Origin of the sequence: Streptococcus sp. 'caviae' (assembly GCF_001937065.1) — a bacterium.
GTDB lineage: Bacteria > Bacillota > Bacilli > Lactobacillales > Streptococcaceae > Streptococcus.
In genome coordinates this window covers 69,146-94,050 of record NZ_MOWR01000006.1, presented here as the reverse complement: position 1 = coordinate 94,050, position 24,905 = coordinate 69,146, and the positions used below count along the sequence as shown (strand labels likewise).

24 protein-coding genes are annotated in these 24,905 nt (G+C 39.7%); 2 read left to right on the top strand and 22 right to left on the bottom strand.

Annotation, left to right across the window (positions count from 1 at the left end; genetic code table 11):
* Window positions 1–8 precede the first annotated feature (8 nt).
* On the bottom strand, window positions 9–680 hold the full coding sequence (gene rpiA, locus BMI76_RS07215) for a ribose-5-phosphate isomerase RpiA (RefSeq protein ID WP_075346910.1): 672 nt from the start codon (window positions 678–680) through the stop codon (window positions 9–11).
* A 128-nt stretch (window positions 681–808) separates the two neighbouring features.
* On the opposite strand from rpiA, the gene mnmE reads away from it, so the two are divergent.
* On the top strand, window positions 809–2,176 hold the full coding sequence (gene mnmE, locus BMI76_RS07210; RefSeq protein WP_075346909.1) for a tRNA uridine-5-carboxymethylaminomethyl(34) synthesis GTPase MnmE: 1,368 nt from the start codon (window positions 809–811) through the stop codon (window positions 2,174–2,176).
* Here the strand turns inward: mnmE and BMI76_RS07205 are convergent.
* From BMI76_RS07205 to uvrC, 9 genes are all read right to left on the bottom strand, one after another.
* The gene (locus BMI76_RS07205) at window positions 2,165–2,401 is read right to left on the bottom strand and encodes a hypothetical protein (protein ID WP_075346908.1); all 237 of its coding nucleotides are present in this window, start codon (window positions 2,399–2,401) and stop codon (window positions 2,165–2,167) included. The genes mnmE and BMI76_RS07205 overlap by 12 nt on opposite strands.
* A 217-nt stretch (window positions 2,402–2,618) precedes the next feature.
* Window positions 2,619–3,602: a GMP reductase gene (guaC, locus tag BMI76_RS07200; protein WP_075346907.1), complete on the bottom strand. Its 984-nt coding sequence runs from the start codon at window positions 3,600–3,602 to the stop codon at window positions 2,619–2,621.
* 413 nt (window positions 3,603–4,015) lie between these two features.
* The gene (locus BMI76_RS07195) at window positions 4,016–4,600 is read right to left on the bottom strand and encodes a uracil-DNA glycosylase family protein (RefSeq protein WP_075346906.1); all 585 of its coding nucleotides are present in this window, start codon (window positions 4,598–4,600) and stop codon (window positions 4,016–4,018) included.
* 91 nt (window positions 4,601–4,691) lie between these two features.
* Window positions 4,692–6,098 (bottom strand): dipeptidase PepV, encoded by a 1,407-nt coding sequence (pepV, locus tag BMI76_RS07190; protein WP_075346905.1) that lies wholly within the window; start codon window positions 6,096–6,098, stop codon window positions 4,692–4,694.
* A gap of 13 nt (window positions 6,099–6,111) precedes the next feature.
* Window positions 6,112–6,714, bottom strand: coding sequence for a nitroreductase family protein (locus BMI76_RS07185; protein ID WP_075346904.1), 603 nt, complete (start codon window positions 6,712–6,714; stop codon window positions 6,112–6,114).
* Window positions 6,715–6,854: 140 nt separating this feature from the next.
* Window positions 6,855–7,181 (bottom strand): bacteriocin immunity protein, encoded by a 327-nt coding sequence (locus BMI76_RS07180; RefSeq protein ID WP_075346903.1) that lies wholly within the window; start codon window positions 7,179–7,181, stop codon window positions 6,855–6,857.
* Between the two features lie 148 nt (window positions 7,182–7,329).
* Window positions 7,330–7,701, bottom strand: coding sequence for an ACT domain-containing protein (locus tag BMI76_RS07175; RefSeq protein WP_257615259.1), 372 nt, complete (start codon window positions 7,699–7,701; stop codon window positions 7,330–7,332).
* A 72-nt stretch (window positions 7,702–7,773) separates the two neighbouring features.
* Window positions 7,774–8,469 (bottom strand): GNAT family N-acetyltransferase, encoded by a 696-nt coding sequence (locus BMI76_RS07170; RefSeq protein ID WP_075346901.1) that lies wholly within the window; start codon window positions 8,467–8,469, stop codon window positions 7,774–7,776.
* 122 nt (window positions 8,470–8,591) lie between these two features.
* Entirely contained in the window at window positions 8,592–10,370 is a 1,779-nt protein-coding gene (gene uvrC / locus BMI76_RS07165) for an excinuclease ABC subunit UvrC (protein ID WP_075346900.1), read from the bottom strand.
* 288 nt (window positions 10,371–10,658) lie between these two features.
* On the opposite strand from uvrC, the gene BMI76_RS07160 reads away from it, so the two are divergent.
* Window positions 10,659–11,816, top strand: coding sequence for a low temperature requirement protein A (locus tag BMI76_RS07160; RefSeq protein ID WP_075346899.1), 1,158 nt, complete (start codon window positions 10,659–10,661; stop codon window positions 11,814–11,816).
* Between the two features lie 148 nt (window positions 11,817–11,964).
* Here BMI76_RS07160 and BMI76_RS07155 read toward each other — a convergent pair whose 3' ends face one another.
* The 12 genes from BMI76_RS07155 to BMI76_RS07100 form a co-directional block, all read right to left on the bottom strand.
* Window positions 11,965–12,198 carry a hypothetical protein gene (locus tag BMI76_RS07155; protein ID WP_075346898.1) on the bottom strand — a complete coding sequence of 78 codons (234 nt, stop codon included), beginning with the start codon at window positions 12,196–12,198 and terminating at the stop codon, window positions 11,965–11,967.
* Between the two features lie 85 nt (window positions 12,199–12,283).
* Entirely contained in the window at window positions 12,284–13,036 is a 753-nt protein-coding gene (locus BMI76_RS07150; protein ID WP_075346897.1) for a hypothetical protein, read from the bottom strand.
* Window positions 13,037–13,116: 80 nt separating this feature from the next.
* On the bottom strand, window positions 13,117–14,238 hold the full coding sequence (locus tag BMI76_RS07145) for an AAA family ATPase (protein WP_075346896.1): 1,122 nt from the start codon (window positions 14,236–14,238) through the stop codon (window positions 13,117–13,119).
* Entirely contained in the window at window positions 14,231–15,010 is a 780-nt protein-coding gene (locus BMI76_RS07140; protein WP_075346895.1) for a DUF6414 family protein, read from the bottom strand. The genes BMI76_RS07145 and BMI76_RS07140 overlap by 8 nt, the downstream gene beginning before the upstream one ends.
* A 260-nt stretch (window positions 15,011–15,270) precedes the next feature.
* Window positions 15,271–15,561, bottom strand: coding sequence for a hypothetical protein (locus BMI76_RS07135; protein WP_075346894.1), 291 nt, complete (start codon window positions 15,559–15,561; stop codon window positions 15,271–15,273).
* Window positions 15,542–17,599 carry a hypothetical protein gene (locus BMI76_RS07130; RefSeq protein ID WP_075346893.1) on the bottom strand — a complete coding sequence of 686 codons (2,058 nt, stop codon included), beginning with the start codon at window positions 17,597–17,599 and terminating at the stop codon, window positions 15,542–15,544. The genes BMI76_RS07135 and BMI76_RS07130 overlap by 20 nt, the downstream gene beginning before the upstream one ends.
* A 419-nt stretch (window positions 17,600–18,018) precedes the next feature.
* Window positions 18,019–18,717, bottom strand: a complete 699-nt coding sequence (locus BMI76_RS07125) for a Fic family protein (protein WP_374057273.1) — start codon at window positions 18,715–18,717, stop codon at window positions 18,019–18,021.
* 131 nt (window positions 18,718–18,848) lie between these two features.
* Window positions 18,849–19,631, bottom strand: coding sequence for a sulfite exporter TauE/SafE family protein (locus BMI76_RS07120; protein WP_075346891.1), 783 nt, complete (start codon window positions 19,629–19,631; stop codon window positions 18,849–18,851).
* Window positions 19,632–19,658: 27 nt separating this feature from the next.
* Window positions 19,659–21,119, bottom strand: a complete 1,461-nt coding sequence (locus BMI76_RS07115; RefSeq protein ID WP_075346890.1) for a glycoside hydrolase family 1 protein — start codon at window positions 21,117–21,119, stop codon at window positions 19,659–19,661.
* 76 nt (window positions 21,120–21,195) lie between these two features.
* A complete protein-coding gene (locus BMI76_RS07110) occupies window positions 21,196–22,986 on the bottom strand; it encodes a beta-glucoside-specific PTS transporter subunit IIABC (protein WP_075346889.1) in 1,791 nt (596 codons plus the stop codon).
* A 140-nt stretch (window positions 22,987–23,126) separates the two neighbouring features.
* Window positions 23,127–24,023 carry a MurR/RpiR family transcriptional regulator gene (locus BMI76_RS07105; RefSeq protein ID WP_075346888.1) on the bottom strand — a complete coding sequence of 299 codons (897 nt, stop codon included), beginning with the start codon at window positions 24,021–24,023 and terminating at the stop codon, window positions 23,127–23,129.
* Window positions 24,024–24,279: 256 nt separating this feature from the next.
* Window positions 24,280–24,780, bottom strand: a complete 501-nt coding sequence (locus BMI76_RS07100; RefSeq protein ID WP_075346887.1) for a YkgJ family cysteine cluster protein — start codon at window positions 24,778–24,780, stop codon at window positions 24,280–24,282.
* Window positions 24,781–24,905 lie beyond the last annotated feature (125 nt).

Here is a 24,905-nt window from a genome sequence, read left to right as displayed (position 1 = left end):
TACCTATATTACTTTTCCAAAACTTGAACGCCGTCTTTGCCAGCAACGATGACACGGTTGACCATGCCGCAGAAAAGACCATGTTCAACAAGGCCGACTTGGTGATCCAGCTTGCTGCCAAAGGCAACAGGATCAGGAATGCTTCCCAAATCCAAATCGATAATAAAATTTTTCATATCCGTCACGAAACGAACACCGTCATATTCCCTGAAAGAAGGCTTGTAGCCCTTCTTTTCAAATTCTCTGAAAAGACGTTCGGCACCGTACTGAACAACCTCAACCGGCAGTTTAAAAGCCCCCAGAGTGTCCACCAGCTTGCTCTCATCAACGACCCAGATATAATCTTTCGTAGGCGTTGCGACCACTTTTTCCATGAGCAGGGCACCGCCGCCGCCCTTGATGCCGTTGAACTGAGGATCGACCTCGTCGGCACCGTCAACGGTCACGTCAATAGAGTCGACCTCATCAACAGACTTGAGCGGAATGCCCAGGCTCTCAGCTTGAGCGGTTGTCCCGCTTGAAGTCGTCACACCGACAATTTGCAGGCCTTCTTCCTGAACACGGCGGCCGATTTCCTCAACAAAATAATAGGCTGTTGAGCCTGTTCCAAGTCCAACAGTCATACCGTCTTTGACATATTCTGCCGCTTTGATGCCAGCAATTTTTTTGAGCTCTTCCATAAAGGTTCCTCTTTCACACATAATCACCTTATTATAACATGAAATCGCATACTTGTTAAATAGCAATCTTCCTTTTCTGAACATCTCAAAATCTTGCAGCTTCCCTCTTTTTGCGCTACAATTAAGCTATGATTACTAAGGAATTTGATACTATCGCTGCGATTGCCACCCCTCTGGGAGAAGGAGCTATCGGCATTGTTCGGCTTTCCGGCTCTGAAGCTCTTGCTATCGCTCAAAAAATCTTTAAAGGCAAGGATTTAAACAAGGCCGCCTCCCATACGATTAACTACGGCCATATCGTGGAAGACGGGCGTCTTATTGATGAGGTCATGGTTTCGGTCATGCGGGCGCCTAAGACCTTCACCCGCGAAGATGTCATCGAGATTAATACCCATGGCGGTGTAGCGGTCACCAATGAAATTTTGCAGCTGGTTATTCGCTCCGGTGCTCGGATGGCTGAGCCCGGCGAATTCACCAAACGGGCCTTTTTAAACGGGCGTGTTGATTTGGCCCAAGCTGAGGCTGTTATGGACTTAATCCGTGCCAAGACAGACAAGGCCATGGCTGTCGCTGTCAAACAGCTGGACGGTTCCCTTTCTGAACTCATCAACAATATCCGCCAGGAAATTTTAAACACACTGGCTCAGGTCGAAGTGAATATTGACTATCCTGAATACGATGATGTCGAAGAAATGACAACAGCCTTGATGCGTGAAAAGACACAGGAATTTGAAAAACTTCTGGCCAATCTTTTACAGACAGCCCGCCGCGGCAAGATTTTGCGCGAAGGTCTGTCCACTGCTATCATCGGCCGGCCCAATGTCGGCAAATCAAGCCTTCTTAATAATCTTCTGCGCGAAGACAAGGCTATTGTTACCGATATTGAAGGAACAACCCGTGATGTTATCGAAGAGTATGTCAATATCAAGGGCGTGCCATTGAAATTGATTGATACTGCGGGAATCCGTGAAACAGATGATTTGGTCGAAAAAATCGGTGTTGAACGCTCCAAAAAAGCGCTGGAGGAAGCAGATCTTGTCCTTCTGGTCCTCAACAGCGCCGAAAAATTAACCGATCAAGACCGTACCCTGCTGGAAATCAGCCAAAATACTAATCGACTCATTCTGCTCAACAAGACCGATCTGCCCCAGCAGATTGAAAGCGATCAGCTGCCGGACGATGTGATCAAAATATCCGTCTTAAAGAATCAAAACATTGACCTCATCGAAGAACGCATCAACCAAATTTTCTTTGACAATGCAGGCATTGTTGAAAAGGATGCAACTTACTTATCTAATGCGCGTCACATAAGCCTTATCGAGCAGGCTATCGAAAGCCTCCATGCTGTCAATGAAGGTTTGGAACTTGGTATGCCGGTGGACCTCTTACAGGTTGATATGACCCGTACTTGGGAAATCTTAGGCGAAATCACCGGCGATGCTGCCCCAGATGAACTCATCACCCAGCTCTTCAGCCAATTTTGTTTAGGCAAATAACGTAAACATGTCACTTGGACCTGCCAAAAAATCCTGCAAAACTAAAAGAACGGCTGGAGCTGCTTTTCGAAATTGACAGGAAAGATAGCGTGTAAGCCGGGCCTGTACGTTTTGTACTAGGGTAACTACCAAGACAGTTACCATTTCAAACCGAGCCTGTTCAACAGATGTAAAATGAGCATCATTGACAGGCTCTTTTTTATGGCCTTGTAAAAAATTTTTCACGAGTGCACTGTTTATTTCCTTTTTGGCACATGCGGAAAGATGATTATAGGATTCGCCTGTTTTCTTGATTGTCGCTAACCTCTGTATGCGCTGCTGTCTCTTGTCAGAAGATAATGCGAATAAGAGTTTTTCTGTGCCAGTTTGATAGTATTTTTAAGGGGCAGACAAAAGCCTGAAGGTGTGACCCTTCAGGCTTTATGATGGACAGAATAGGATTTTAAATCGAATCGCCGTTCCAGATGGAGTTTTTCACGATGACGTAGTTAACCCGTGTCAGGCTCTCAACATCACGGCCGCCGGCATAAGAGATTGAACTTTGAAGGTCCTGCTCCATCTCGGTTAGCGTATCTTTGAGGCAGCCTTTGGTTGGCAGGAGAATTTTCTTACCTTCCACATTTTTATGCTCACCCTTTTGGTACTCTGAAGCAGAGCCATAATACTCTTTAAAGCTTTCTCCATCAACTTGGACGAGTTTTCCCGGACTCTCGTTGTGCCCGGCAAAGAGGGAACCAATCATGACCATGCTGGCTCCAAAGCGGATGGATTTGGCAATATCACCGTGCGTGCGAATTCCCCCATCAGCAATAATCGGTTTGCGGGCTGCCTTGGAACACCAGCGAAGGGCTGCTAACTGCCAGCCGCCTGTTCCAAACCCAGTCTTAACCTTGGTGATACAGACCTTTCCGGGACCGATACCAACCTTGGTTGCATCAGCACCAGCATTCTCCAATTCACGGACAGCCTCTGGTGTTCCAACATTTCCAGCGATGACAAATGTCTCTGGAAGTTCTGACTTGATATGCTTAATCATTTTGATAACACTCTCTGCATGACCGTGAGCAATATCAATCGTGATGTATTCAGGGGCATCCTCCTTCAAGCTGCTCACAAAATCATACTCATAGTCCTTGACCCCAACTGAGATAGAAGCAATCAGACCCTGAGCATGCATGCGTGCGATAAAGGGCTTACGGGAGGCTTCATCAAAGCGGTGCATGATGTAGAAATAACCATCTTTTGCAAGCATCTCTGCGATATCTTCATCTATAATAGTCTGCATATTGGCAGGCACTACCGGCAATTTAAAACGATGGCTGCCAAAAGTTACAGTGGTATCTGCCTCAGAGCGGCTATCAATGATACACTTGTTAGGAACCAGCTGAATATCTTCATAATCAAAAACGGGGAAATCATTAAACATAAAAACCTCTTTTCAGCCATAGAGACTAAAAAGAGGTTTTTGCCTATCACAAAAGTCATCTCCAGCCTCCGGCTATATACTATGATGACCTTCCTATAACTCTGAGGGCCAATTAGCTCTCAGAGCATCGCTAGGTAATTGCTTACCCTTCCATAATTATATTATAGGATTATACCGATTTTGTCCAAATATTTCGGTGTTTTTTAGTTAATGTTCGCTTTTTGCTGCTTGAGTCAGGTTTATCCAAGCACATTTGGCAGAATTGTTTCAAGGCCGATTCACTGTCCTGTCTTCAGGCACAAGGCTGAAAAATCGCCGCCCCTGCCCTAGCCGGACGAACGGACAGATCATGGTTACTAAAAGGACAGCCTTTGCATCAACTGACAGAAAAAAGCCAGACAAATTCTGGACTTTTACGATTTAAGGATTTGCTGGACAGTCTTTCTTAAAACCGGCACCACCTGTTCCTCAAACCAGGGATGCTTGGACATCCAAATTTGATTTCTGGGAGAGGGATGGACAATGGGAAAGAAATCCGGCAGGTAGTCTTTATAATGTTCAACTGTATCTGTCAGTTTGACTGAAGATTTTTGCTGCAGATAGTATTTTTGGGCATAATTGCCAATTAAAATGGTCAGCTGAATGTCCGGCAGCAGATCCAAAATCGGCTGATGCCACTTCTGAGCGAAACCTTTCCGAGGCGGCAGATCGCCTGATTTCCCCTTGCCGGGATAATAAAAATCCATAGGAACAGCCGCAAAATAGCCCGAATGATAAAAGGTCTCCTCATCAACCCCCATCCACTCGCGCAGGCGCTCGCCGCTCTTATCATACCAGTAGAGCCGCGATTCCTGCGCTTTGATACCCGGCGCCTGCCCGACAATATTAATGCGTGCTGTTTCCGGTGCTGTAAAAAGCGGCTCGATTCCCTGCTGGGTAAACCATCTATTTTGACTGTCTGCCATAATGGCCTTAGTGATTTCTTCAATAGTTGTCATAATTACTCCCCCTTGTCAAAAAGAACTGAGATCAGCAATCGTCAGTTCTTTCTTTTTCATGTAAGATTGTGTCATGCACATGGTCTATTCCTTACTTGATCAGCTCATAGATAGCTTCGGCATAGATGGCTGCTGCCTTGTAGAGGTCTTCTACTTCTACAAATTCATTGGCTTGGTGCATGGTATCCTCAGAATGCGGGAACATAGCGCCAAAAGCAACACCTCGTTTCAGCAAACGGCCAAAGGTACCGCCGCCGATAACCCATTCCTTGCCTTTTTCACCAGTGTGTTTCTCATAAACAGCCAAAAGCGTTGACACCAACGGATCATCCATCGGTACATAATGAGGAGTGTGCTCGTGTTCAGACAGGGTGACTTCTTTAACACCGTTCAACTGTTCCAGTTTTGCTTTGATGGTTTGTGAATCTGTTCCTTGAGGATAGCGGAAATTAAGTGCAATGGTATTGTCTGCTGCTTCCGCGTCAAAATCAAAGACACCGGCATTCATGGATAGAGCTCCCATCTGCTTATCGACAAAAGCAACGCCGAGTTTTTCACCCGCATGATCGTTCAGCAATATCTTGCCTGCCAAATCAAGATAGGCTTTGGCATCGCCGGCAAAATCAAAGCGAGATAAAAAGAGAGCCAGATAGGTAGCACCATTGATACCAGCTTCCGGAGTAGAGCCGTGAGCGGACTTCCCGTGAACCGTCAATTTAAAACGGCCCTCGTCTTCAGTCAGACTGGCTTTAAGATTGTGGGATTCAGCAAAAGTATCTAAAGACAGCTGCAAGTCTTCTAAGCTAAGATTGCCGGTAAAGACAGCCACTGCTGACTCCGGCACCATATTTTCACGCAGGCCGCCCTTGAAGGATTCAAGAGTGAAAGAACCGCCGTTTTTGTTGCCAAAATGCAGGTATTCAGTAATGTTGCCCTTTTCACCATTGATAATAGGGAAATAGGCATCCGGCGAAAAGCCAAAATCAGGCTCAGGCACACCGACATGTTCAAAATAATAATCCATATCAGCCCAGCCGGACTCTTCATCCGTACCAACAACAAAGCGCACCTTTTTAGAAACCGGCAGGCCCAAGTCTTTGATAATCTTTAACCCATAGTAACAAGCAATGGTCGGTCCCTTATCATCACTGGCACCGCGCGCATAGAGCTTGCCCTTAATAATCTCAGGCAAATATGGCGATGTTTTCCAGCCGCTGCCGGCAGGGACAACATCCAAATGCGCAAAGATACCTAAAACCTCATCTCCCTGACCGTATTCAAAATGACCGGCGTAATTGTTTACATTCTTAGTTTCGTAGCCATCGCGTTCTGCCATTTTCAAAAAATGCTGCAGAGCTTGAGCAGGACCGGGGCCAAAAGGATGCTTGGCATCAGCCTTGCTGTCATCGCGCTCTGAATTGATCTGTAAAATTCGAAAAAGATCAGCCAGAATATCGCCCCGGCGTTTATCTACTTCCTTTTGAAAATCTACAAACATAGCTTAGCTTCTCCTATCGTATTTCAATAATCTCATCAACCGGCAGACGGTAGCTTGGTTCAAGCTTTTCATCTGTATAGCCCACAGTAATCAAAAGTTCGGGACGAAAACGCTTATCAACATCTAATATCTCATTTGTTACTGTCTTATCAAAACCAAGGATCATATTGGAAGCAATGCCCTGGTCAGTCAGAGCCAGCACCAAGTTCATAGCCACCAGTCCTGCATTAAGAGCCAGATACTCATCCTTAGTCTTATCATCGAAAGAGGCAAAGCGAGCGGGCAGAGTTTCCATGTAATAAGCAATCATATCATCCGGAAGATTCTTGCTGCCAATACGGGCAATCTTACGGGAGCGCTGAACCAAATCAGTATCAGTAAACAAAGCAATGACATACTGTGCACCTTCAACCTGAGCTTTGTTTAAAGCGGGCAAATCTTCAGCCAAGGCAGCCTTTTTGTCTTTGACAATCACAAATTTCCAAGGCTGAATATTGTTGGCGCTGGGAGCCAGCTGAGCAATCTCAATCGCTGTGCGGACATCCTTTAAATCAACAGGCTTGTCATTAAATTTTTTGACCGCATGCCGTTTTTTATTTAATTCTAAAAATTTCATAGATGAATATTCCTTCTAATAGGTGATAGTTACTTTTATATTCTACCATTTTTTGAAACTGTTTTCAGCTCTTTTCCTTTGAAAAAATAGCAGAACTTCTCTTGGCATTCGAAAAAGCAAGAGATTGCCCGCTTTTCAATCTATAGCCAAGTGGCAGAGGCTGCAATAATCCCTTTGGCAATTTCATTGTTTCTCAGTTCTGTTTCTTTGAAGTCGCTAAGAGCGTCGTAAAAAGCTTTAACAGGTTCGGATAAACCTTTTTTTCTCTGCAAATACTTCAATGACAAACGCTCTAATTCTCTGCAGAGGCGGTAAGACTGTCTTGAAAAATCACGCACGGCCTCCACTTCCTGCTTATAGTCCAACAGCAGCTCACGTTCTTCCGGATAAATATCCGGATTGAGCAAAAGATTGTAGTAGTCTGTCATGATTTGTTTTTGCTTTTCATCATCACTTTTTTTCGTCATTCATGAGCCCCTTTCACTGAAAGATAATCATCAGCATAATCGGTCTTAAAAATCTTATTTTCAAAAACTGCCCTCAGTTTATCATAAAAACAGAGAAAAGTATAATGACAACTTTCCTCAAGTCAAAGAGATGACACCATCAGCTTGGTCATCTCTCTTCCACTTTATAACCTGCCTGCTTCAAAACAGCCAGAGCCCGTTTAAAATCTTTTGTCTTAGTCAAAATATAATCGGTATTGTAAGTTGATACCGCAAAGAGACCAATACCTTGATCCGCTAAAAGACCAGATAACTTGGAAAGAATCCCTACCAGAGAAAAATCCAGAATCCCTTCAATGCGAAAGGCTGACCAGTTCGCATCTGCCTGTATCGCATTGGCAGGTACATCAGCACTCAGACATACCAAAGATTTCTCTTCATCGGTCTGAGCGAGAAAGAAAAATTCACTCTCAAAATTAACTTGCGAATAATCTGGCACTTGGCAGATAGAAAACGTTTCAGTCATCGGTTTAAGCTGCAGCATATTTTTCTCCTTTATTTGTCTTGAAGCACTCCAGCAGGTCGTCGTAAGAGTTGATACCATACCGCATCACTAGTCTGCATTCAAAGAGGTAATCTGACAGCCTTGTTCATCAAAATTTGCCGGAAGCAGCCAGTTGTCAAACTTAGCTTTCATAGCTTGGTACTCTTCTTCCAGCATGGAATACCAATTGGTATCGCGGCTGCGGTTTTTATAAACTGCTGCCCGCCGAAAGGTGCCTTCAAAGGTAAAGCCCAGACGCTTAGCTGCATGATTAGAAGGCGCATTCAGGCTGTCGCACTTCCATTCATAGCGGCGGTAATGCAGTTCTTCAAAAACGTAACACATAACCAGATACTGCGCCTCAGTCGCCATTCGCGACTGTTTCAGTTCCGGACCGTAAAGAACCCAGCCCATTTCAATCACACGATTTTTAGTATCTATTCGCATGAGAGAAAATGTTCCTATTACCTTGTGACTCTCCTTATCTAAAATGGCCAAGTAGTAAGGATCCTTGGAATCAGCCATCCCTTCAAAATAATCTCTAAAATCTTCTTTGTTTTCAAAATGATCAATTGGCAGATAGGTCCACTGTTCTTTAGGACTGTCAGGACCATAAAAAGTATAGGCATCCTCAAAATGCCTGTCCGCATTCAGAGGTTCAACGATCGTATAATTTCCTGTGAGCTGTCCGATGTCCGGCAACTGACCGGGCATAAAATCAAGCACTGATTCTCCAATTGGCTGATCAAAGTTGTTTGTTGGCATAAGTGTCTCCTTATTTGCCCTCAAGGGCTTTGCTTTTTCTCTTCTACATTAAATTTACGTAGTTGCCTATTTTCAGCAGCTTCAACAGGAAAAACTGGCTGCATTTTTTGCCAGTTCTCCTCTTACTCTTTTTCCTGCAGCTTCTCCTGCACATTTTCTGCGACTTTCTGTGGGATTCCTAAGGCTGTCAGCTCATCTAGGCTGGCTGCTTTAATCTTGGTCAGGCTCTTGAAGTGTTTCAGCAGCAGCTGCTTGCGCTTGGGTCCAAGGCCTGCAATGCCGTCCAGCTTGGAACTGAAGCTGTTCTTACTGCGAACTTGTCTGTGAAAAGTGATGGCAAAGCGGTGCACCTCGTCTTGAATGCGCTGCAGGAGAAAGAACTCTTCTGAATTTCTAGGCAGCGGCACCACTTCCAGCGGATCACCAAAAAGCAGTTCATGGGTCTGGTGCTTGTCATTCTTTTGCAGACCAGCAATAGGAATATCAAGTCCCAGTTGATTTTCAATGACATCACGCACAACATTGACCTGACCTTGCCCCCCATCAATGATAATAAGGTCCGGCGGTGTCAGCTCATCTTTCATGACGCGGCTGTATCTGCGGTAAATAACTTCACGCATGCTGGCATAATCATCCGGACCAGTAACAGTTTTGATTTTATATTTACGGTATTCCTTTTTATTGGGCTTGCCATTTTCAAAGACAACCATGGCCGCAACCGGGCTGGTTCCCTGAATATTGGAATTATCAAAGGCTTCGATGCGCACCGGCTTGGGAATGTTAAGCAGGTCGCCAATATTTTCAATAGCACCTTGTGTTTTTTTCAGGTCTTTTTCCAGCAGGTCAAATTTTTGCTGCAGGCTGACACGGGCATTTTTCACTGCCAGATTAACCAACTGCTTCTTCTCACCGCGCTGGGGCTTAATGACCTTAGTATCCACCAAGGCTTTGACAAAAGCCTCATCAATGTTGCTGGGAATGAAAATTTCTCTGGGAATAATATGCCGCCTGTCCTGATAAAACTGACCCAAGTAGGTCAAAAAATCTTCTTCAGGCTCATTGTAATAAGGAAACATGTTGACATCACGCTGGATGAGCTTGCCTTGCCGGACAAAAAAGACCTGCACGCACATCCAGCCCTTATCTGCATAATAGCCAAAAATGTCTCGGTCAATCAGGTCCTGCGCCATCACCCGCTGCTTGGTTCTGAGAACACCAATCGCACTGATTAGATCGCGGTACTCTGCGGCCCGCTCAAACTCCATGTTTTCAGCCATGGTCTGCATTTTTTCCTTGAGCCCGTTAACAATCTTATCGTCATAACCATTTAAAAAATTGCTGACATCTTCGATCATCTTATCGTAATAGGCCTGGTCAGTATGGCAGACGGTGTGAGCAGAACACTGGCCGATATGATAGTAAAAGCAAACTTTTTCCGGAGGATTGGTACATTTCTTAAAAGGGAAAATCCTGTCCAGCAGTTTTTTAATTTCATTGGCAGCACCGACATCAGGATAAGGACCAAAGTAATGCCCCTTATCTTTTTTGACCTGACGGGTAATCAACAGGCGAGGGTATCTTTCATTGGTAATCTTAATGAAAGGGTAAGACTTGTCATCTCTGAGCCTGATGTTGTATTTGGGATGATTTTCCTGAATGAGATTAATTTCTAAAAGAAGGGCCTCAATATTGGAACCCGTCACAATGTATTCAAAATCCTCGATTTCTGACACCAGCATTTCTGTCTTAGTGTCATGGCTGCCGTGAAAATAGCTGCGCACACGATTCTTTAAATTTTTAGCCTTCCCCACATAAATAATCGTTCCTTTTTTATCCTTGTGGAGATAGCAGCCGGGACTGTCCGGCAACAATTCTAACTTATGTTTTATCAGTTCATTCATACCTTTTATTATAGCAAAAATAGGGCAATTTTTCTGACTTTGCTTTCGGTTAGTTTTACTTTTATCCTTATCTGTTTTTTGATAAACTAAGAACGTATTAAAAAGAGGGAGTCATGACCAAAAATCAAATCAGCAAAAGCATCTTCCTTTATTGATTGCTTTGAAAAAATGCCTGAATTTCTAAAAGAATCCTTAGAACCTATAACTTCAAAAACTTTTGTTAAGCATCTCAACTGCCTTTGAAGCGCTATTTCACTCAATCACATTGATTTACTAGAAAGGAACCCTATGTCCACACCTATCCGCGCTAAGCGTGTATCTAACTACGAACTATTCTTTGACTTGGCTGTTGTCCTAGCTATTAGCAAGCTGACTGCTGCCTTTCACATCGAGCATATCGGCTGGTTAGAAGTTTGGAGTTTTATCCTCGGTAATATCATCCTGCTCAGTGTCTGGATGAATGAAGTGTTTTACTACAACAAATACGGTGACTCCCGACGAGCAGATATCTACACGGTCGTTACCCTCATGTTTGTTCTGGGAAATATGGCTCTCAATTTCAATTTTGATCCTTCTCTTTTACCCCAGCGAGCTGCCACCGATTTTCTCTTTAACCTCTTACTCATTATCGCCTACGCCATCATTGCTTTACAATATTTTCTTAAAGGACGAAAATTAGGTTTTTCAAAAGATATCAAAACAGCTATCGCTCATAATCTGATTTCTGCAGCAGCAATCTTTCCTTTAATAACCCCCTTTGCTCACAGCCGCTTTGAACTGGGCCTTCTTTACCTGATACCGCTCATTCTTCCCTTCTTCTTGGGACGGCATTTAGACACTGAGCGCGATAATTTCCCTCATCTTTTAGAGAGGGCACAGTTGGTTACCATTTTGACTTTTGGTGAGACGGTTATTGCCATTATCAGCACTTATCCTCTGGCAGAAAGTCTCTATCAGGGTGCCCTCCTCTTTTTTGGTATGGCCATGCTCTTTATGTTTTACATGACACAAACCTTCCTATCTATCAATCATCACACGCGCAAAAACGCCAGCCTTCTCTTTTATGTTCATATCTTGATTTTTATTGGCATCAACTTTTTTACAGTTGGCCTAGAGTTTTTAGCAGACCATCACCACGCGCCGATTGGCTTTAAGCTCTTCGTTACAGGTGTATTGATGGTATATCTGGGAACTCTGCTGACCACTTATTATAACCAGAAACTCTATCAATTTACAATACGTGAATATTTAGTATTTGCCGGTTTATTAGCTGCCATTCTGAGTGCTTTTATGATAGCAGGTCCTCATGTCCTGCCCCTTTCTATTATCCTAATCATAGGTGGATGGTGCCTCAGCCGTTACTATATGCTCACCCGCAGACGCCTTAGAGAGCAAAACAATGTTCCGCATCCCGATCCAACTAAGAACCTGAGAGATTTTTCCTAAGATAAAAAAACGAGCCGTGTTAAGCTCGTTTTTTAGGGTTTGACCGCTGCCAGAGACTGCTCAAAAGCAGCAATCTTACCTTTATCTCCCTTTTCTTGGCAAGTATGGTGCTGGCTATTCTAACAGCAACATCTGCCACTCAGGACAATCACAAATTATGCTTAGCCATGCGCTCTTTAAAGATATCATTGACAATTAAGCTCAGGCTTTCTTTAGCCTCAGGACTCAAATCGCCCTCTTTTTGCGCTTCCGCATAAGCTTCGGGAAACTCACGCGCAATCAGCTTACAGGTCGTCTTAGTCGCATGCCCGCGTACCAACCGCGGAATACGCTCCATATACTCAGGCTTAACCAAAGCTATGATTTTCTCATCAGCATTCATATATTCTCACTCCTTTACCCTAATTACTATACTCCTTTTAAAGGGAGATGTAAATGCTCAAACATGCCTTTGAGCGCTTGGAATTTTAGTATCTAATGACCTCTTTTTTTACTGTTTCTAAAATATCAGCAGAAATATCAGCTATATTCAAGAGAAAAACTTTATTCTGCCTTGGATTATAGAGTCCCAATTTTTCTATAGATTGAAATTCGGGATGAACAGACTGTATTCCCATAAGATAATATACCAATAGCTGAAGCGTCTGGTCTTTGTTGGGCTTACTTTTTGAAACCTTAAAATCCCACAGGGTATCTGATGTTAAAAAATCACCATCCCCAGCAGTAATGGTATCAGTGTAGCCACCTTCTAATGTAAAACCGTCCTTTACAATCGGACCGTACTCTTCAAAGAAGGCCAGACTTCTCTCTACCATTATACGAATATTTAAAATCGTTGCCGCATCTGGCACAATCTCTTCAACAGGCTTATATCCTAGCCAACCTGCTCTAAAGATAACATCAAAACCAGCTAACTGACAGGCACTGATAATAGAGGTATCGTCAAGACCAGTAATTTGAGAAAGTAAAGTGGAAGCTAGCTCTGATTTTTTTATCATAAGAGCTCCGTACAAGGAAATCTTGAAAGCTTCTTCTAGCGGCGTACCATTCATGAACCGTGTCAGATAGTCCACACAAAGCCCCACCAGCGAAGCGTGAATATTCTCCTCACCACTAAGTTCCTTACCATCTGTTAGCTCATCAACTGAAAATAACTTAGGCGGTAAATAGCCACCATAAGGCTGTTTGATATGTTTAATACGCTGAGTAACTGAGGTCATAGTGTTGGCTTTCTAAAAAATTGATTGGAATGAGTTTTATTTAACTTCTGTCGTTCCTTACTACCAAACTAGAAAGGATACTATTTTTTTAGTTTATCATTTATAATCGTCAACGATAAAGTATTTTCCACTAAATGTTGTAGCTGTCTTACATTATCACATTGAGAATAAGCTTTCTTCATCCTTTCATGTATTTCATTTGGTAATTTATAATCAAATTCTTTAGAAAATTTCTCATATTCTTTTTCCCCGATTTGTTCTTTAACATCCATACTTAAATCAGAAAATTTTATGATTTTGTCAAATCGACTATAAATAGCTCCACCTAAGTTTTCTTTTATATCAGCTAAATCTGTATAATTTGAGGTACAAATAATTATCGAACGACTTAAATGAAGCGAGTAATTTCTATCTTCATAAATACCTTCATCAAATAATTGGTAAAAAGCACTATGAAAAACAGGATTAGCCTTATCAAACTCATCCAGTAGTAAGACATTTGATTCTCTATCTAGTAAATCCTTTGCAAAGCTAGATTCTTGATGAGTGCCTCCAAAAAGATAGGTTGCAAATTGAGTATTTTGGTACATAGAAAATTGCTTTCTAAATATGGGTTCATCTAACACCTTAGAGATATACTTAGCTGTTTCAGTTTTTCCTATACCTGACTTTCCATAGAATAATAGTACCACAGGTTTTTGACGTTTTTCTATAGTTAGCGGAAAAAGTGCCTGTAGTAATTCAGATTTTACCGATTTTTGTCCCAAAATAATATCATCATAATTATTATTAATCTCTTTTAAATGCTCTAATTCTAACTTTTTGTACTCTTGTTTTTGTTGTTCAGCATTTGGGAATAATCGAATAATCTGATCTTCCAGTAATTTAGGGGGATTTTGAATATACAGATTATCAATGTTAAACTTTGATAAAAAACTAATGAAGTTAGTAATGACATGCTCATTAACTCCAGCATACTCAGAAGAGCCGATTACAAAATTTTCTACATCAATTTTTTCAGGTGGCTCTTCCTTAGGATACTCTCCATTATTATTCGCTACAACTAATTTCAAATTTTTTGATTCATTATCAAATTGATATGCTAACTCTGTTAATGTCTTATAGCTATCGGGTTCAGGGAGCAGTTTATCAAATTCTTGTTTTGAACCATTAAAAATTATCACATTACTTATTTCATTCATTGCTCATTACTCCTGCTAATACAACATCATAAACGTCTAAATAATTATCTTGACTAATTTCTTGTTTTTCTTCTGTAACAATCTCCTCAATATCTATTCTAGATTCAGGTGCCTCTAAATCAAATTCTTTTTCTAATGATAGTTTTTCCAAAGTAGTTTTACCAACTTTTACAGCATAATATGATAAATCCATTTTTGTTAAATCAACAAGTGTATAACTATTTTTGAAGGCATTAATATTAAATCTAAGAACAGACTGAGATTGAGTATTCCCATTATCGTATGCCAACATCTGATAATACCCTCTCTCACCAAGAATAGCATTGTTGAGCCCTTCTATGCTAATCGGAATTTGGTCTTGCGGAACAATATTTAAATACGAACTATACATCCTATACATAGTAACAGAATTTTGAGGAGTAACTAGTTTATGATTATGAAATTTTTTTATTTGACTATCTTTATTAGCATTATCTATATAATCAGTCAATATTGTATTTGTTACTGTACTATTAACCAAGCTTGAAGTGCCTATATCAGTACTGATACTGGTTTTACCTGAAATTGAAGATTTAATATATGAAAATAAATTGAAACCCGCTTTAGCTTGTGCTTCAATTTCACCTACTATTTTTGCTAATTTTTCTTTATTTTTCTCAGTTGTCCAATCTATTTTCCCACCTTCTTTTATGATATTATAATCACTTGCTGAAGGCTCATCAAAATAAACTATTTTTATCATTGCTTTTTTATCATTGTCTTTCTTGCCCATATTATAGCCTTTCAATTAAAAATTACACAAACATATCCTGCAAAAGCTTCTTATTCAAAATTTCCAGTTAATCAATTTTTTCTTGGTATATTAAATGCCATCTGCTTCATAGTAGGGCGTGTTCCCAGCTTTATGATCAGATGATGTAATCGGAACTCGTAAATTATTGAACTGATCAGTAATATTTAAAGTTTTATGAGTTACCAACTCATCATCAAAATTTTTGAATCTGAGTTTTGGGAGATTGTAACCTTTCATTACTATTCCTCATTTTTAATTTCAGGGAATTTTGAATTAATCTGCTCTTTCAGATTATCAACATTATCAGCAAACTCATGTATTTTCTTAACAATTTGATCTACGATTTCTTTCTCTACGGGATTTTTAATCTCATTTATTTTTTCTTCTGTCGGAAATTCAATGTTTTCTTTATTCTCATAAACATTATTAAGTATTTTAAGCAAGTGCTCTTTCGTGAGATCTTTAGGACTAATGTTTTCTTCACCTACTAAAAAATAAACGTTATTTTTATCATTTTCTAAGATTTTCATAAATTTCACCTTTCCTATTATATGCCTCGATGCTTGATTCCATTGCCTCGACAAACTTATCATAGCTTCCCTCTATTAGAGGGGTAACATTGAGCGTGTTGCTAATTTTGTGGGAACTAAATTCTCCGGTCAATACTGAATATTGCTTATTGCTATCCTTTGTGGTAACTACTAGATAATCGGGCTCGAGTAATGTTCCAAGTGTAGAGTTATGGGTCACAACAATGACCATACGATTTCTTGCTAGTTCTTTCAATGCTGTGTTTAGTTCATTCCTTATGTAGGCATTATCTAATGAAGCTTCTGGCTCATCTATTAAAATCATCGGTTTTGTTCTAGCTTCATTTATTCTTGCCATTAAAGCAAAACCTACTGCTTGTCCACCTGATGCAGGTGTCCCATCAGAATCTAATAGATTCACTTCCTTGTGCATAAGATAATCTCCCAGCATATCAGCTTTAAAAAATGACTTTTTCTTTAAATTTTTTAGAAACGTAATATAATCTTTTTTACTATAAGGGTCTAGCAAATCATTTTTTACCGCTTCTTTAATCTTAAGATCAGACTGAAATTGATTGGCATTACTAAATGGAACCAATTGAACATTCACTTGATAACCATAAATGTTCTCTTTTCTTAAAGTAGTTTCTTTAAGTACATTGTTTAAAAAATTAAATATATTCTTTTCTATTTGAACCTCTTCTACAAAGGTACTTAATTCTATTTGACGAACTTTTTGAATTCCGGTATTAGATTCTAAAATCTCTTTTGCTATTTCAGTAATACTATTTACTTCTTGCTTCATTAAATTTTCCAATGTCAAATTCATATAAATTTTTCTAAGTTCATTATAAGTTTCAATGAAGATTTCTCGATTTTGCTTTGTAGTAACTAAAAGTTTCCAGATTTCATCACTATAAATTAAATCTTTCAATTTTTGTAAAACGTCCTCTATGTATTTAGTTGGTTTTACTTCATAACCTACCTCTTTAAAAAGATTGAACTTTTGTGATGACTGACTTTTCGCTGTTCCCTCAGCAAAAGTTTTAACACTTTTAATATACTCTTCTAATTTATCACTTCTCAAATCATCTAAATTATCCAAATATTCATTTATAGACTCAAACTGGCGTCTATAATTAATCTTCCAATCCTTAACAGCAACTTCTCCCTGCTCATGCCTTTGCTTTTCAATAAATTCATCAGCTCTAGCAGTTTCAAATTGAGCAATTTCATAAATATCGTCAGAATCAAATTGTTCCTTAATACTATTTAAAAAGTGAGTTTTTCCTGTACCTCTTTTTCCAACTACTAAATTTAATCCAGTTGAAAGTTTGTGACCATTTATCTCAATTACATCTTGCAGGTTATCTTCCGTTATACTAACTTTCGTTTTATCTGAAATACAATTTTTGATTTCGTCAAAATTACAGGTATCTACTTGAATATAAGTATTTTTATTTTTGAGCTTATCAATGTTATTTCTATCTGGATCACTGTCATTATCAGTTGCGTGTGCATCACTAAAAAGCACAGGTGTAATACTATCCTCCAGTTTTTTTATTACCTGAAATCTAAGTGCATTTCTGACACCACCAATCTTAGTAGTACTTCTAAACTCTTCTGGAATATTCTTTACACCATTGCTTTTACCCAATTCAAAAATATATATTGCTTTATTCCAACTCGGAAAATTCTCTATCAACTCTTGTGTTGAAATTTCTCCTGTTTGGTTAATATGCTTACCTCTTAGCCAATTAGAAAAATTTGTCAAATCATCAATTTGTTCTTCCGAACAAACAATATTTACATGACAAATATCGAGCGTTAATTCCATTCCTGGAAACACCGTCACATTTGGAATATCCTTTTTCACAAGTTCGAAATTATTTTTATCAAATAAATCGTGATTAGTAATTGCAATTGCATCTAATTTTGCTGTCTTTGCATATTTTTTTATCCATTGTGAAGAATATATAAATTGGGAATCTTTAATTGAGGGAACAGTATGAATGTGAAAATCAATTTTTTTAACCATATCTTATTTTACTTTCTTTCTAGTTTTAATAAATTTGAGGATTAGTAGTCATCGTTAAAATTGACTACTCCTTCTATTTTTATTAGTCTCTTGCTTATTATTATACCACCACTTCTGCCCCTCTCAAAGGATGATTACCTTAATTTTCAAGCAATTGTGTTTAAGATTATCTTTTTTAGTATGGTTGTTTATTCTTTAGATCTTCAGCAAAATTTTGAGGTTTTTTTCCTCTGTTCAAACATTTGAAAAGCAGCCTCCGATTTTAGGGCTGCTTTGACTAGTTTATGATTATCTCACAATGCCTATTTTCCAATAGTTAAGTTTTATGCAGTAAAACTACCTCCACTGAAATGCTGGTAGTTCTGCTACTTCCGATTTTTAAATCTTACATGCTTGAAAAACTGTTGACTTATATAGATTTACAAGAGCAGGTGCTTTTTCGGTCTTTGTGCGGTTAGTTTTATAATGCCGATTTTTTCTAAGCGGTCGATTGTTCTTTTGATGGCTGATTTTGCGAAGTCATGAGAGAGGAGTTCGATGATGTCATTATCTGAAATGCCTTCGTTTGGATCATCGATAAAAACTTTTGATTGGAGCAGAATGAAGAGAACTCTCTTTTGAAGCTCGGTGTAGTCCGCTTGATTTAATTCATTATCGTAGTTATCTAAGATCACTTTCTTTTCTTCTAGCATACTAATGATATCATGCTGGCCATTTTTGAGAATTTCCATTAAAGAGAGGACAAAAAAGGTTCCTTCTGCTTTATTGTCTGCATCCCCAGTGATACTAAAGGCTTCGTAATATTTCTTCTTTTCCTGATTAATCCTTTGAGAAATAACAAATCCTGAGTAGATATCGAGTTTGCGGGCTAGATATCTTGCTAGGATATACCTACCTGTTCTGCCGTTGCCATCATAAAATGGGTGAACATTTTCAAAGAAATAATGAGCGAGAAAGGCTTTGATAAGCACTGGAACTGCCTTATCATTGATAAAGCCAATCCATGATTGCAGCTTGGCAAAGATTTGCTTTTCAGAAATAGGCGGAACATGTTCAATCTTATTATTGGCGGCATCAATGATTGAGACCAGATTATCCCTGAAAAGTTCACCATCCAGTATATCTTCGTTATAATCTCACCATCAATTTACTAATCTTGCAAGACTCTCCATAATAAATGTTATCTCAGCCATTCCTCTTATTTATAAAATGAGTAAGTGTCAATTTCATTAAAGCAGTTAATCTCAGTTTAACCGACATTGCTGATGACATTATACAAGCAGAGTACTAATAAAGCCAACATCATGCATGAATAAATGTAGTTGACATGTTTATCTGAAAACTGACGATTAATGCTCGTCCCGACACTTCCTCCTAAAATTGCTGCTGCTATAATAAGTGGGACTAACCCCCACCTGAATGTTTCAGGCGGACTTACCATTACCATCTTTATTATTTTAGGAATCTGTGCAAAGAAAATCATAGCAATAGAATAGGGTGCAGAGTCTTTTGTATTGTAGGACATGAAACCAACTAATACGATAACATTAAGAGGACCGCCTCCAATACCTAAAAATACAGATAAAGCACCAACCAGCATACCTACCAAAAATATTACCAATAAATTCGTTAGTTTATATTTTGGAAACCGCTCATTGCAGCGAGTAAAAATAAAAACAGATAAAAGAACGAAGAATAATAAAACAGACTGAACCAGCGTAACTCTAGCATTTGAAATTTCTTGTGTAACATTCTTAAATACAAGCTCACCTAACAGCCCGCCCAAAAGAGAGCCTAAAGAAAGACCGTAGAGAATATTCTTCTCAAATTTCACTCCGGATTTACTGTGCTTGTAGATCGAAGACAAACACATAGCAAATACAGCGATTGTTGAATACATACCGATTACAGTAACATTATCAATACCTATTAAATCAAAGACCGGTTTAATGATTGCTCCGCCGCCCGCACCCGAAGTTGCACCAAGAGCTGTTGCAATGAAGACAACCAAAGTATATAAAATAATTTCCACGATTTTGCCTTTCTTTGTATCTCTTATTTACAAAATGTTAACTCCATTATTTTTAACAACGTCTCGATACCAGAAAAATGATTTTTTCCTGATACGCTTAAAAGTACCCTGTCCCTTATCATCTGCATCTACATAAATGAAGCCGTAGCGCTTCTTCATTTCGCCTGTTGACCATGCAATCAGATCAATGCAGCCCCACGAAGTGTATCCCATCAAATCAACGCCATCAAGGTCAACAGCGTCTCTCATCGCTTTTATGTGAGCAGCAAGATAATTAATTCGGTAGTCGTCATGGATCGTTCCGTCTGTTTCTACCTTATCAATTGCTCCCAGTCCATTTTCCACAATAAACAAAGGAACATGATAACGGTCATACAATTCACATAGAGCAATTCTTAATCCTAGCGGATCGAGAGTCCATCCCCATTCTGATATTTCCAGATTAGGATTCCTATAACTCAAAACATTGTTGCCGGGCGTTTTGGGGATGGAAGCATCTGTTGTAGACATGGTTGACATGTAGTAGCTAAAGCCGATAAAATCAACCGTTCCTCCATTTATCGCTTGTAAATCATCTTCTTGCATGACAATGTTAACACCCTTACGCTCAAACTCTTTTAACTTATAAGCAGGGTAGTAGCCTTTTACTTGGACATCTAAATAGAATTCTACCTGACGTTTGTATGTAATATTTTCCATAACATCCTCTGGCTTAGCAGTCATAGCATAACTAGGGGCATACATGACCATATTGCCAATTTGAGCATCTGGAATAATCTCATGACACAGGTCAACTGCTTTTGCAGATGCTAGAAAGATATGATGAAGAGCTTGATATTTTGTTTGCTCATCATTGTTATGAATTCCAATTTGCAGCCATGAACGCAGCACATTAATTTCATTAAAGGTGAGCCAGTACTTGACCTTGCCTTTATAGCGAGCAAAAACCGTTTCACAGTAGTGAATAAAAAAATCAATTACCTCACGGTTCTCCCAGCCATTATAATGATCAGCCAGATAAAGGGGCATGTCAAAATGACACAAAGTCACAACAGGTTCAATACTGTATTTCAAACATTCCTCAAAAATTTTATCGTAAAAAACCAATCCAGCCTCATTAGGTTCCATCTCATTTCCTTTTGGAAATATACGTGTCCAAGCAATAGACATGCGATAAGCTTTAAACCCCATTTCCGCAAAGAGCTTGATGTCTTCTTTATAGTGATGGTAAAAATCAATTCCTGTATGTGAAGGATAGAAATCATCTGGGTCAATATAACCGACTGCACCTTCTGGTACGGCAGCTAATCGCTCCGCTTTACAAACCCGACCTTCTGCAGTTTTATAGGTGATTTGCCGGGGATGGTCGACATCTCCAACTGTCAAGGTATCCATAGTTGTCAAGCCGCGTCCATCTGTTTGAAAAGCTCCTTCAATCTGATTGGCTGCTGTTGCTCCGCCCCATAAAAAATCTGTTCTAAATGCCATTGTGACTCCTTCTTTCTACTTAAGCTTACAGAATGTCGCCTCCGTAAACTTTGCCTTCCTTTTTCAAGCTAATGTCTTAACCTCTAGCGTCTGTAATAATCGTCATGATCGTTGTATCATAGCCTTTTTCAGCAATTGACTGGCGAGCAAAACGGGCAATTGGTTGACCTGCTTTAACCATTTTCCCCTGAGCTGCTAAGGAGGTAAACCCTTCCCCTGCCAGCTCAACAGTATTGATTCCGATATGTACAAGCACTTCAACGCCATCTGGCCGCACAATACCATATGCATGTCCAGTTGGAAATACAGTTGTCAGAGTTCCGTTCACAGGTGCCAAAACAGTATCAGATTCCGGGATAAGAGCAACACCGTCACCCATAGCTTTACTTGAAAAAACGTCGTCATTAACAGTTTCAAGGGAGACTAACTGACCATCGGCAACCGCGACAAAGGTCTCATCAGAAACAGTTGTCGCTGGAACTTCTTTTTTCAGTTCATCTTTTGGAAAACCAAGAATCAGCTCGGCAACGAAACTTATTACAAAAGCAATCATGCAGGCAATTGAAGCATGAATAATGACATTGGGAGCATCAGTACTGAAGAAGCTTGGCAGAGCAAGTAATCCTGGTGCTACTTGAGCAAATCGTCCGACACCCATAATACCAAGATAAAGCCCTGATACACCGCCGCCAATCATGGCAGCATATAAAGGACGTCTGTATTTTAGATTAACTCCGTAAAGCACTGGTTCTGTAATCCCTAAAATTGCTGAAATACCCGTCGAAACAGACAAGCCTTTCAGAATCTTATCTTTTGTTTTAAAGCTGAGAGCTAAGGCCGCACCGCCTTGCGCAATATTGGATACCATCATACCCGGTCCGGCTACTGTATCAATACCTTTTTGGGCTAGCATATTGATTCCAATCGGAATCAGGCCATAATGCATTCCTGTCATAACAAGCAAAGGTGTAGTTGCTCCGACTAATAATGGAACCAGCCAAGGAACCGTTCCATTCATTGCGGAAACAATTGCATTTAAGCCATCCCCCAGCCATGTACCAATGGGACCAATCACTATAAAGGTTACAGAAAGTACAATCAATAAAGTGATCATTGGCGCTAAGAAAATACGGAGAACTGCTGGAACATATTTACTAACAAGCGGTTCAACATAAGAAAGAAACCAAACTGCTAGAATAATTGGAATCACTGAAGAACTATAAGTTGCAAGCGTCACCGGCAATCCAAATAAATCAAGGCCAGTTCCCGCCTCACGCGCAGCTGTTACCATATTCACAAAGGTCGGACTAATAAGTGCAGCTCCAACTGTCATTGCCAAAAATTGATTGGTATTAAATTTCTTAGCGGCTGAGGCTGCTAATATAACTGGCAAAAAATAGAAAATGGTATCGCCAAAGATAGTTAAAAATTGGTAGGTTGTATCTTGCGGAGTCAGCCAGCCAAACATAGTACTTAATGAAACGATGACCTTGATCATCCCTGAACCAGCCATTGCGGGCACAATTGGGACAAACATTCCTGCAATGATGTCCAGCGCTTTTGCTATTTTTCCCTTGCCATCGTCATCTGCCTTTGCAGCATCAGTGCCTGTCGAGAAATCAGCTTGATCAGTAATAGCTTTAAAAACATTATTGACTTCCGGACCGATAACAATTTGGTACTGACCGCCACTTTGAATGACATCGATAATACCTTCTGTCTGCTTTAGGACTTCTGTATCTACTAATGAGTCATCTTTTAAATTAAAACGCAGTCTCGTTGCACAGTGAATTAATGAGTTAACGTTACTCTCGCCACCAACCTTTTCGATGATGGTCTTTGCTAATGGTGAAAAGTCTTTAACCATGAGTATCTCTCCTTAATTTGATACCATCATTGTAAGCGCTTTTACTGAACAATACAACAGTATTTGACCATTCATAAACAACGTTGCCGGTTTTTAATAGGAAATTTAAAAAAATCTGCAACAGTGTTGCAGATTGCAGGTTAATTCTCAAATAGAACAGTATCATTCAGAAGCGGATTGTTTGAATACCTTTTTTGTTCAAAATCATGAGATAATTCACACTTAGTATCATAATGTCTGGTATAGGCTGTCTGAAAAACAGAGGCATATAAGGTGTCAAGTATGAAAGAGATTGATAGTAAGGAACTGAAATTACCAAGATTTTCAACCAATTTTTCTCGTGTAGATAAGCGAATAACAGTATCAAAAATTGTTGAGAGCGTATTGTCACCAAATGAGGTTAAGACAATGGTCGAAAGATGCCGCTCCTTTAATTTTCTGGCAGTTTTCAAAAGAGACTCAGTCTCTCCCGAATAAGAAATCAAGATAAAACAAGAATCAGCAGAGGCCTGACAGGCTGTATAAAATAAATTATCAGCCCTACGTTCTACAATAACCGTTTTCCCAATCTTGATCATACGATTTTTGAAAGTTTCAGCCATTTCAAAAGCATCTCCAGCCATCCCTAAATAAATAATTGAGGCGGCTGTCAGTAACTTAGTAGCAGCTTGAAGACTGTCATGATGAAGCAAAGACAAACTATCATCTATTGTTTCTTTATAAAGCGCTGCTATTTTAGAAGCTAATCCAACATTTATATCTTTTGCAGAGAAAGGAAAATTGGGATTAATATCCTTAAAATTTTTTTCCAAATAATCCAATTCTGCTAAATAAGCTTCTTTAAAAGTGCCGTAACCCGAAAAACCTAAAGACTGACAAAATCGGCTGACTGTTGATGGCGCGACATAAAGCTGAGAGGCGATAGTTCTTGCACTCAGAGACTTCATGTCTCGACCTGCTGACAGAAAAAAATCAGCCATCAGAATATCGACGTCTGTCATACCGTTTCGGGATGATAACCGTTCTTTAATGAGCATACTATCCTCTCTTTCTGTAATAAATTATATCATGGAATAATCCGGAAATAAAGATGTCATAAATCTTAAACACTCTGATTGATTAGGTGTATTTTGATACGTTTATTTTCGACAATGATGGCTGACAATTTAAAGAAGAGACTTGGATTATCCATCCTGATACAGGAAAACTAAAAAGATAATATTCTGTTTGTTCGCCCAAGTAATTCAAGACAAACATAAAAAACTTGTCACAAGGCTTTATGACAAGTTTTTTCTATCCTATCCTCTCTTTAAGCTTTTCCACAAAAAGATAAACTGCTGGGCAAAAGAGGGTATTTTTGAGAGTCAGATGATTAATCTGATAAATCTTTTTGCGGTCTGTATGCGGAAATTCGCGGCAGGCCTTGGGACGCACATCATAGATGGAGCAGAGATTGTCCTCTCCTAAAAAAGGACAGGGCATGGCCTTGAAAACCTTATCGCCGTCTTCATCCACACGCAGGTAGAGGTCTTCAAAAACCGGCAGCCTCATGCGAAAATGCTTGGCAATTCTGGTGATATCAGCTTCTGTAAACAGCGGTCCTAAAGTTCTGCAGCAGTTGACACAGGCCGTGCAGTCTATTTCCTCAAACACTTGGCTGTGCACTTCCTGAACAATCTTATCCAGATTTTTCGGTGCTTTTTTCTTTAATGCTGCTAAAAAGAACCGGTGTTCTTTCTGCTTTTGGAGAGCTAGTTCGTGATATTTTTCAAGGTCAATGCTTGTTTTAGCCATAACTACTGCTTTCTAAAGTTAATTATTAGAATTATACCATAGAAAAGCACCCCAATCATTAGATTTTCTGTCTAACTTCTAAAATCACATACTTGCAAAAAACAGAAGCCTTCCTGTACCCACCT

Coding starts and splice junctions, on each gene's coding strand:
- rpiA (WP_075346910.1), bottom strand. CDS start 680: ATGGAAGAGCTCAAAAAAATTGCTGGCATCAAAGCGGCAGAATATGTC.
- BMI76_RS07185 (WP_075346904.1), bottom strand. CDS start 6,714: ATGAAATTTTTAGAATTAAATAAAAAACGGCATGCGGTCAAAAAATTT.
- BMI76_RS07140 (WP_075346895.1), bottom strand. CDS start 15,010: ATGGGCAAGAAAGACAATGATAAAAAAGCAATGATAAAAATAGTTTAT.
- BMI76_RS07180 (WP_075346903.1), bottom strand. CDS start 7,181: ATGACGAAAAAAAGTGATGATGAAAAGCAAAAACAAATCATGACAGAC.
- uvrC (WP_075346900.1), bottom strand. CDS start 10,370: ATGAATGAACTGATAAAACATAAGTTAGAATTGTTGCCGGACAGTCCC.
- BMI76_RS07110 (WP_075346889.1), bottom strand. CDS start 22,986: ATGGTTAAAGACTTTTCACCATTAGCAAAGACCATCATCGAAAAGGTT.
- BMI76_RS07170 (WP_075346901.1), bottom strand. CDS start 8,469: ATGCCAACAAACAACTTTGATCAGCCAATTGGAGAATCAGTGCTTGAT.
- BMI76_RS07100 (WP_075346887.1), bottom strand. CDS start 24,780: ATGGCTAAAACAAGCATTGACCTTGAAAAATATCACGAACTAGCTCTC.
- BMI76_RS07135 (WP_075346894.1), bottom strand. CDS start 15,561: ATGAAAATCTTAGAAAATGATAAAAATAACGTTTATTTTTTAGTAGGT.
- BMI76_RS07155 (WP_075346898.1), bottom strand. CDS start 12,198: ATGAATGCTGATGAGAAAATCATAGCTTTGGTTAAGCCTGAGTATATG.
- pepV (WP_075346905.1), bottom strand. CDS start 6,098: ATGTTTGTAGATTTTCAAAAGGAAGTAGATAAACGCCGGGGCGATATT.
- mnmE (WP_075346909.1), top strand. CDS start 809: ATGATTACTAAGGAATTTGATACTATCGCTGCGATTGCCACCCCTCTG.
- BMI76_RS07145 (WP_075346896.1), bottom strand. CDS start 14,238: ATGAATGAAATAAGTAATGTGATAATTTTTAATGGTTCAAAACAAGAA.
- BMI76_RS07115 (WP_075346890.1), bottom strand. CDS start 21,119: ATGGCATTTAGAACAGATTTTTTATGGGGCGGAGCAACAGCAGCCAAT.
- BMI76_RS07160 (WP_075346899.1), top strand. CDS start 10,659: ATGTCCACACCTATCCGCGCTAAGCGTGTATCTAACTACGAACTATTC.
- guaC (WP_075346907.1), bottom strand. CDS start 3,602: ATGTTTAATGATTTCCCCGTTTTTGATTATGAAGATATTCAGCTGGTT.
- BMI76_RS07130 (WP_075346893.1), bottom strand. CDS start 17,599: ATGGTTAAAAAAATTGATTTTCACATTCATACTGTTCCCTCAATTAAA.
- BMI76_RS07195 (WP_075346906.1), bottom strand. CDS start 4,600: ATGACAACTATTGAAGAAATCACTAAGGCCATTATGGCAGACAGTCAA.
- BMI76_RS07150 (WP_075346897.1), bottom strand. CDS start 13,036: ATGACCTCAGTTACTCAGCGTATTAAACATATCAAACAGCCTTATGGT.
- BMI76_RS07105 (WP_075346888.1), bottom strand. CDS start 24,023: ATGCTCATTAAAGAACGGTTATCATCCCGAAACGGTATGACAGACGTC.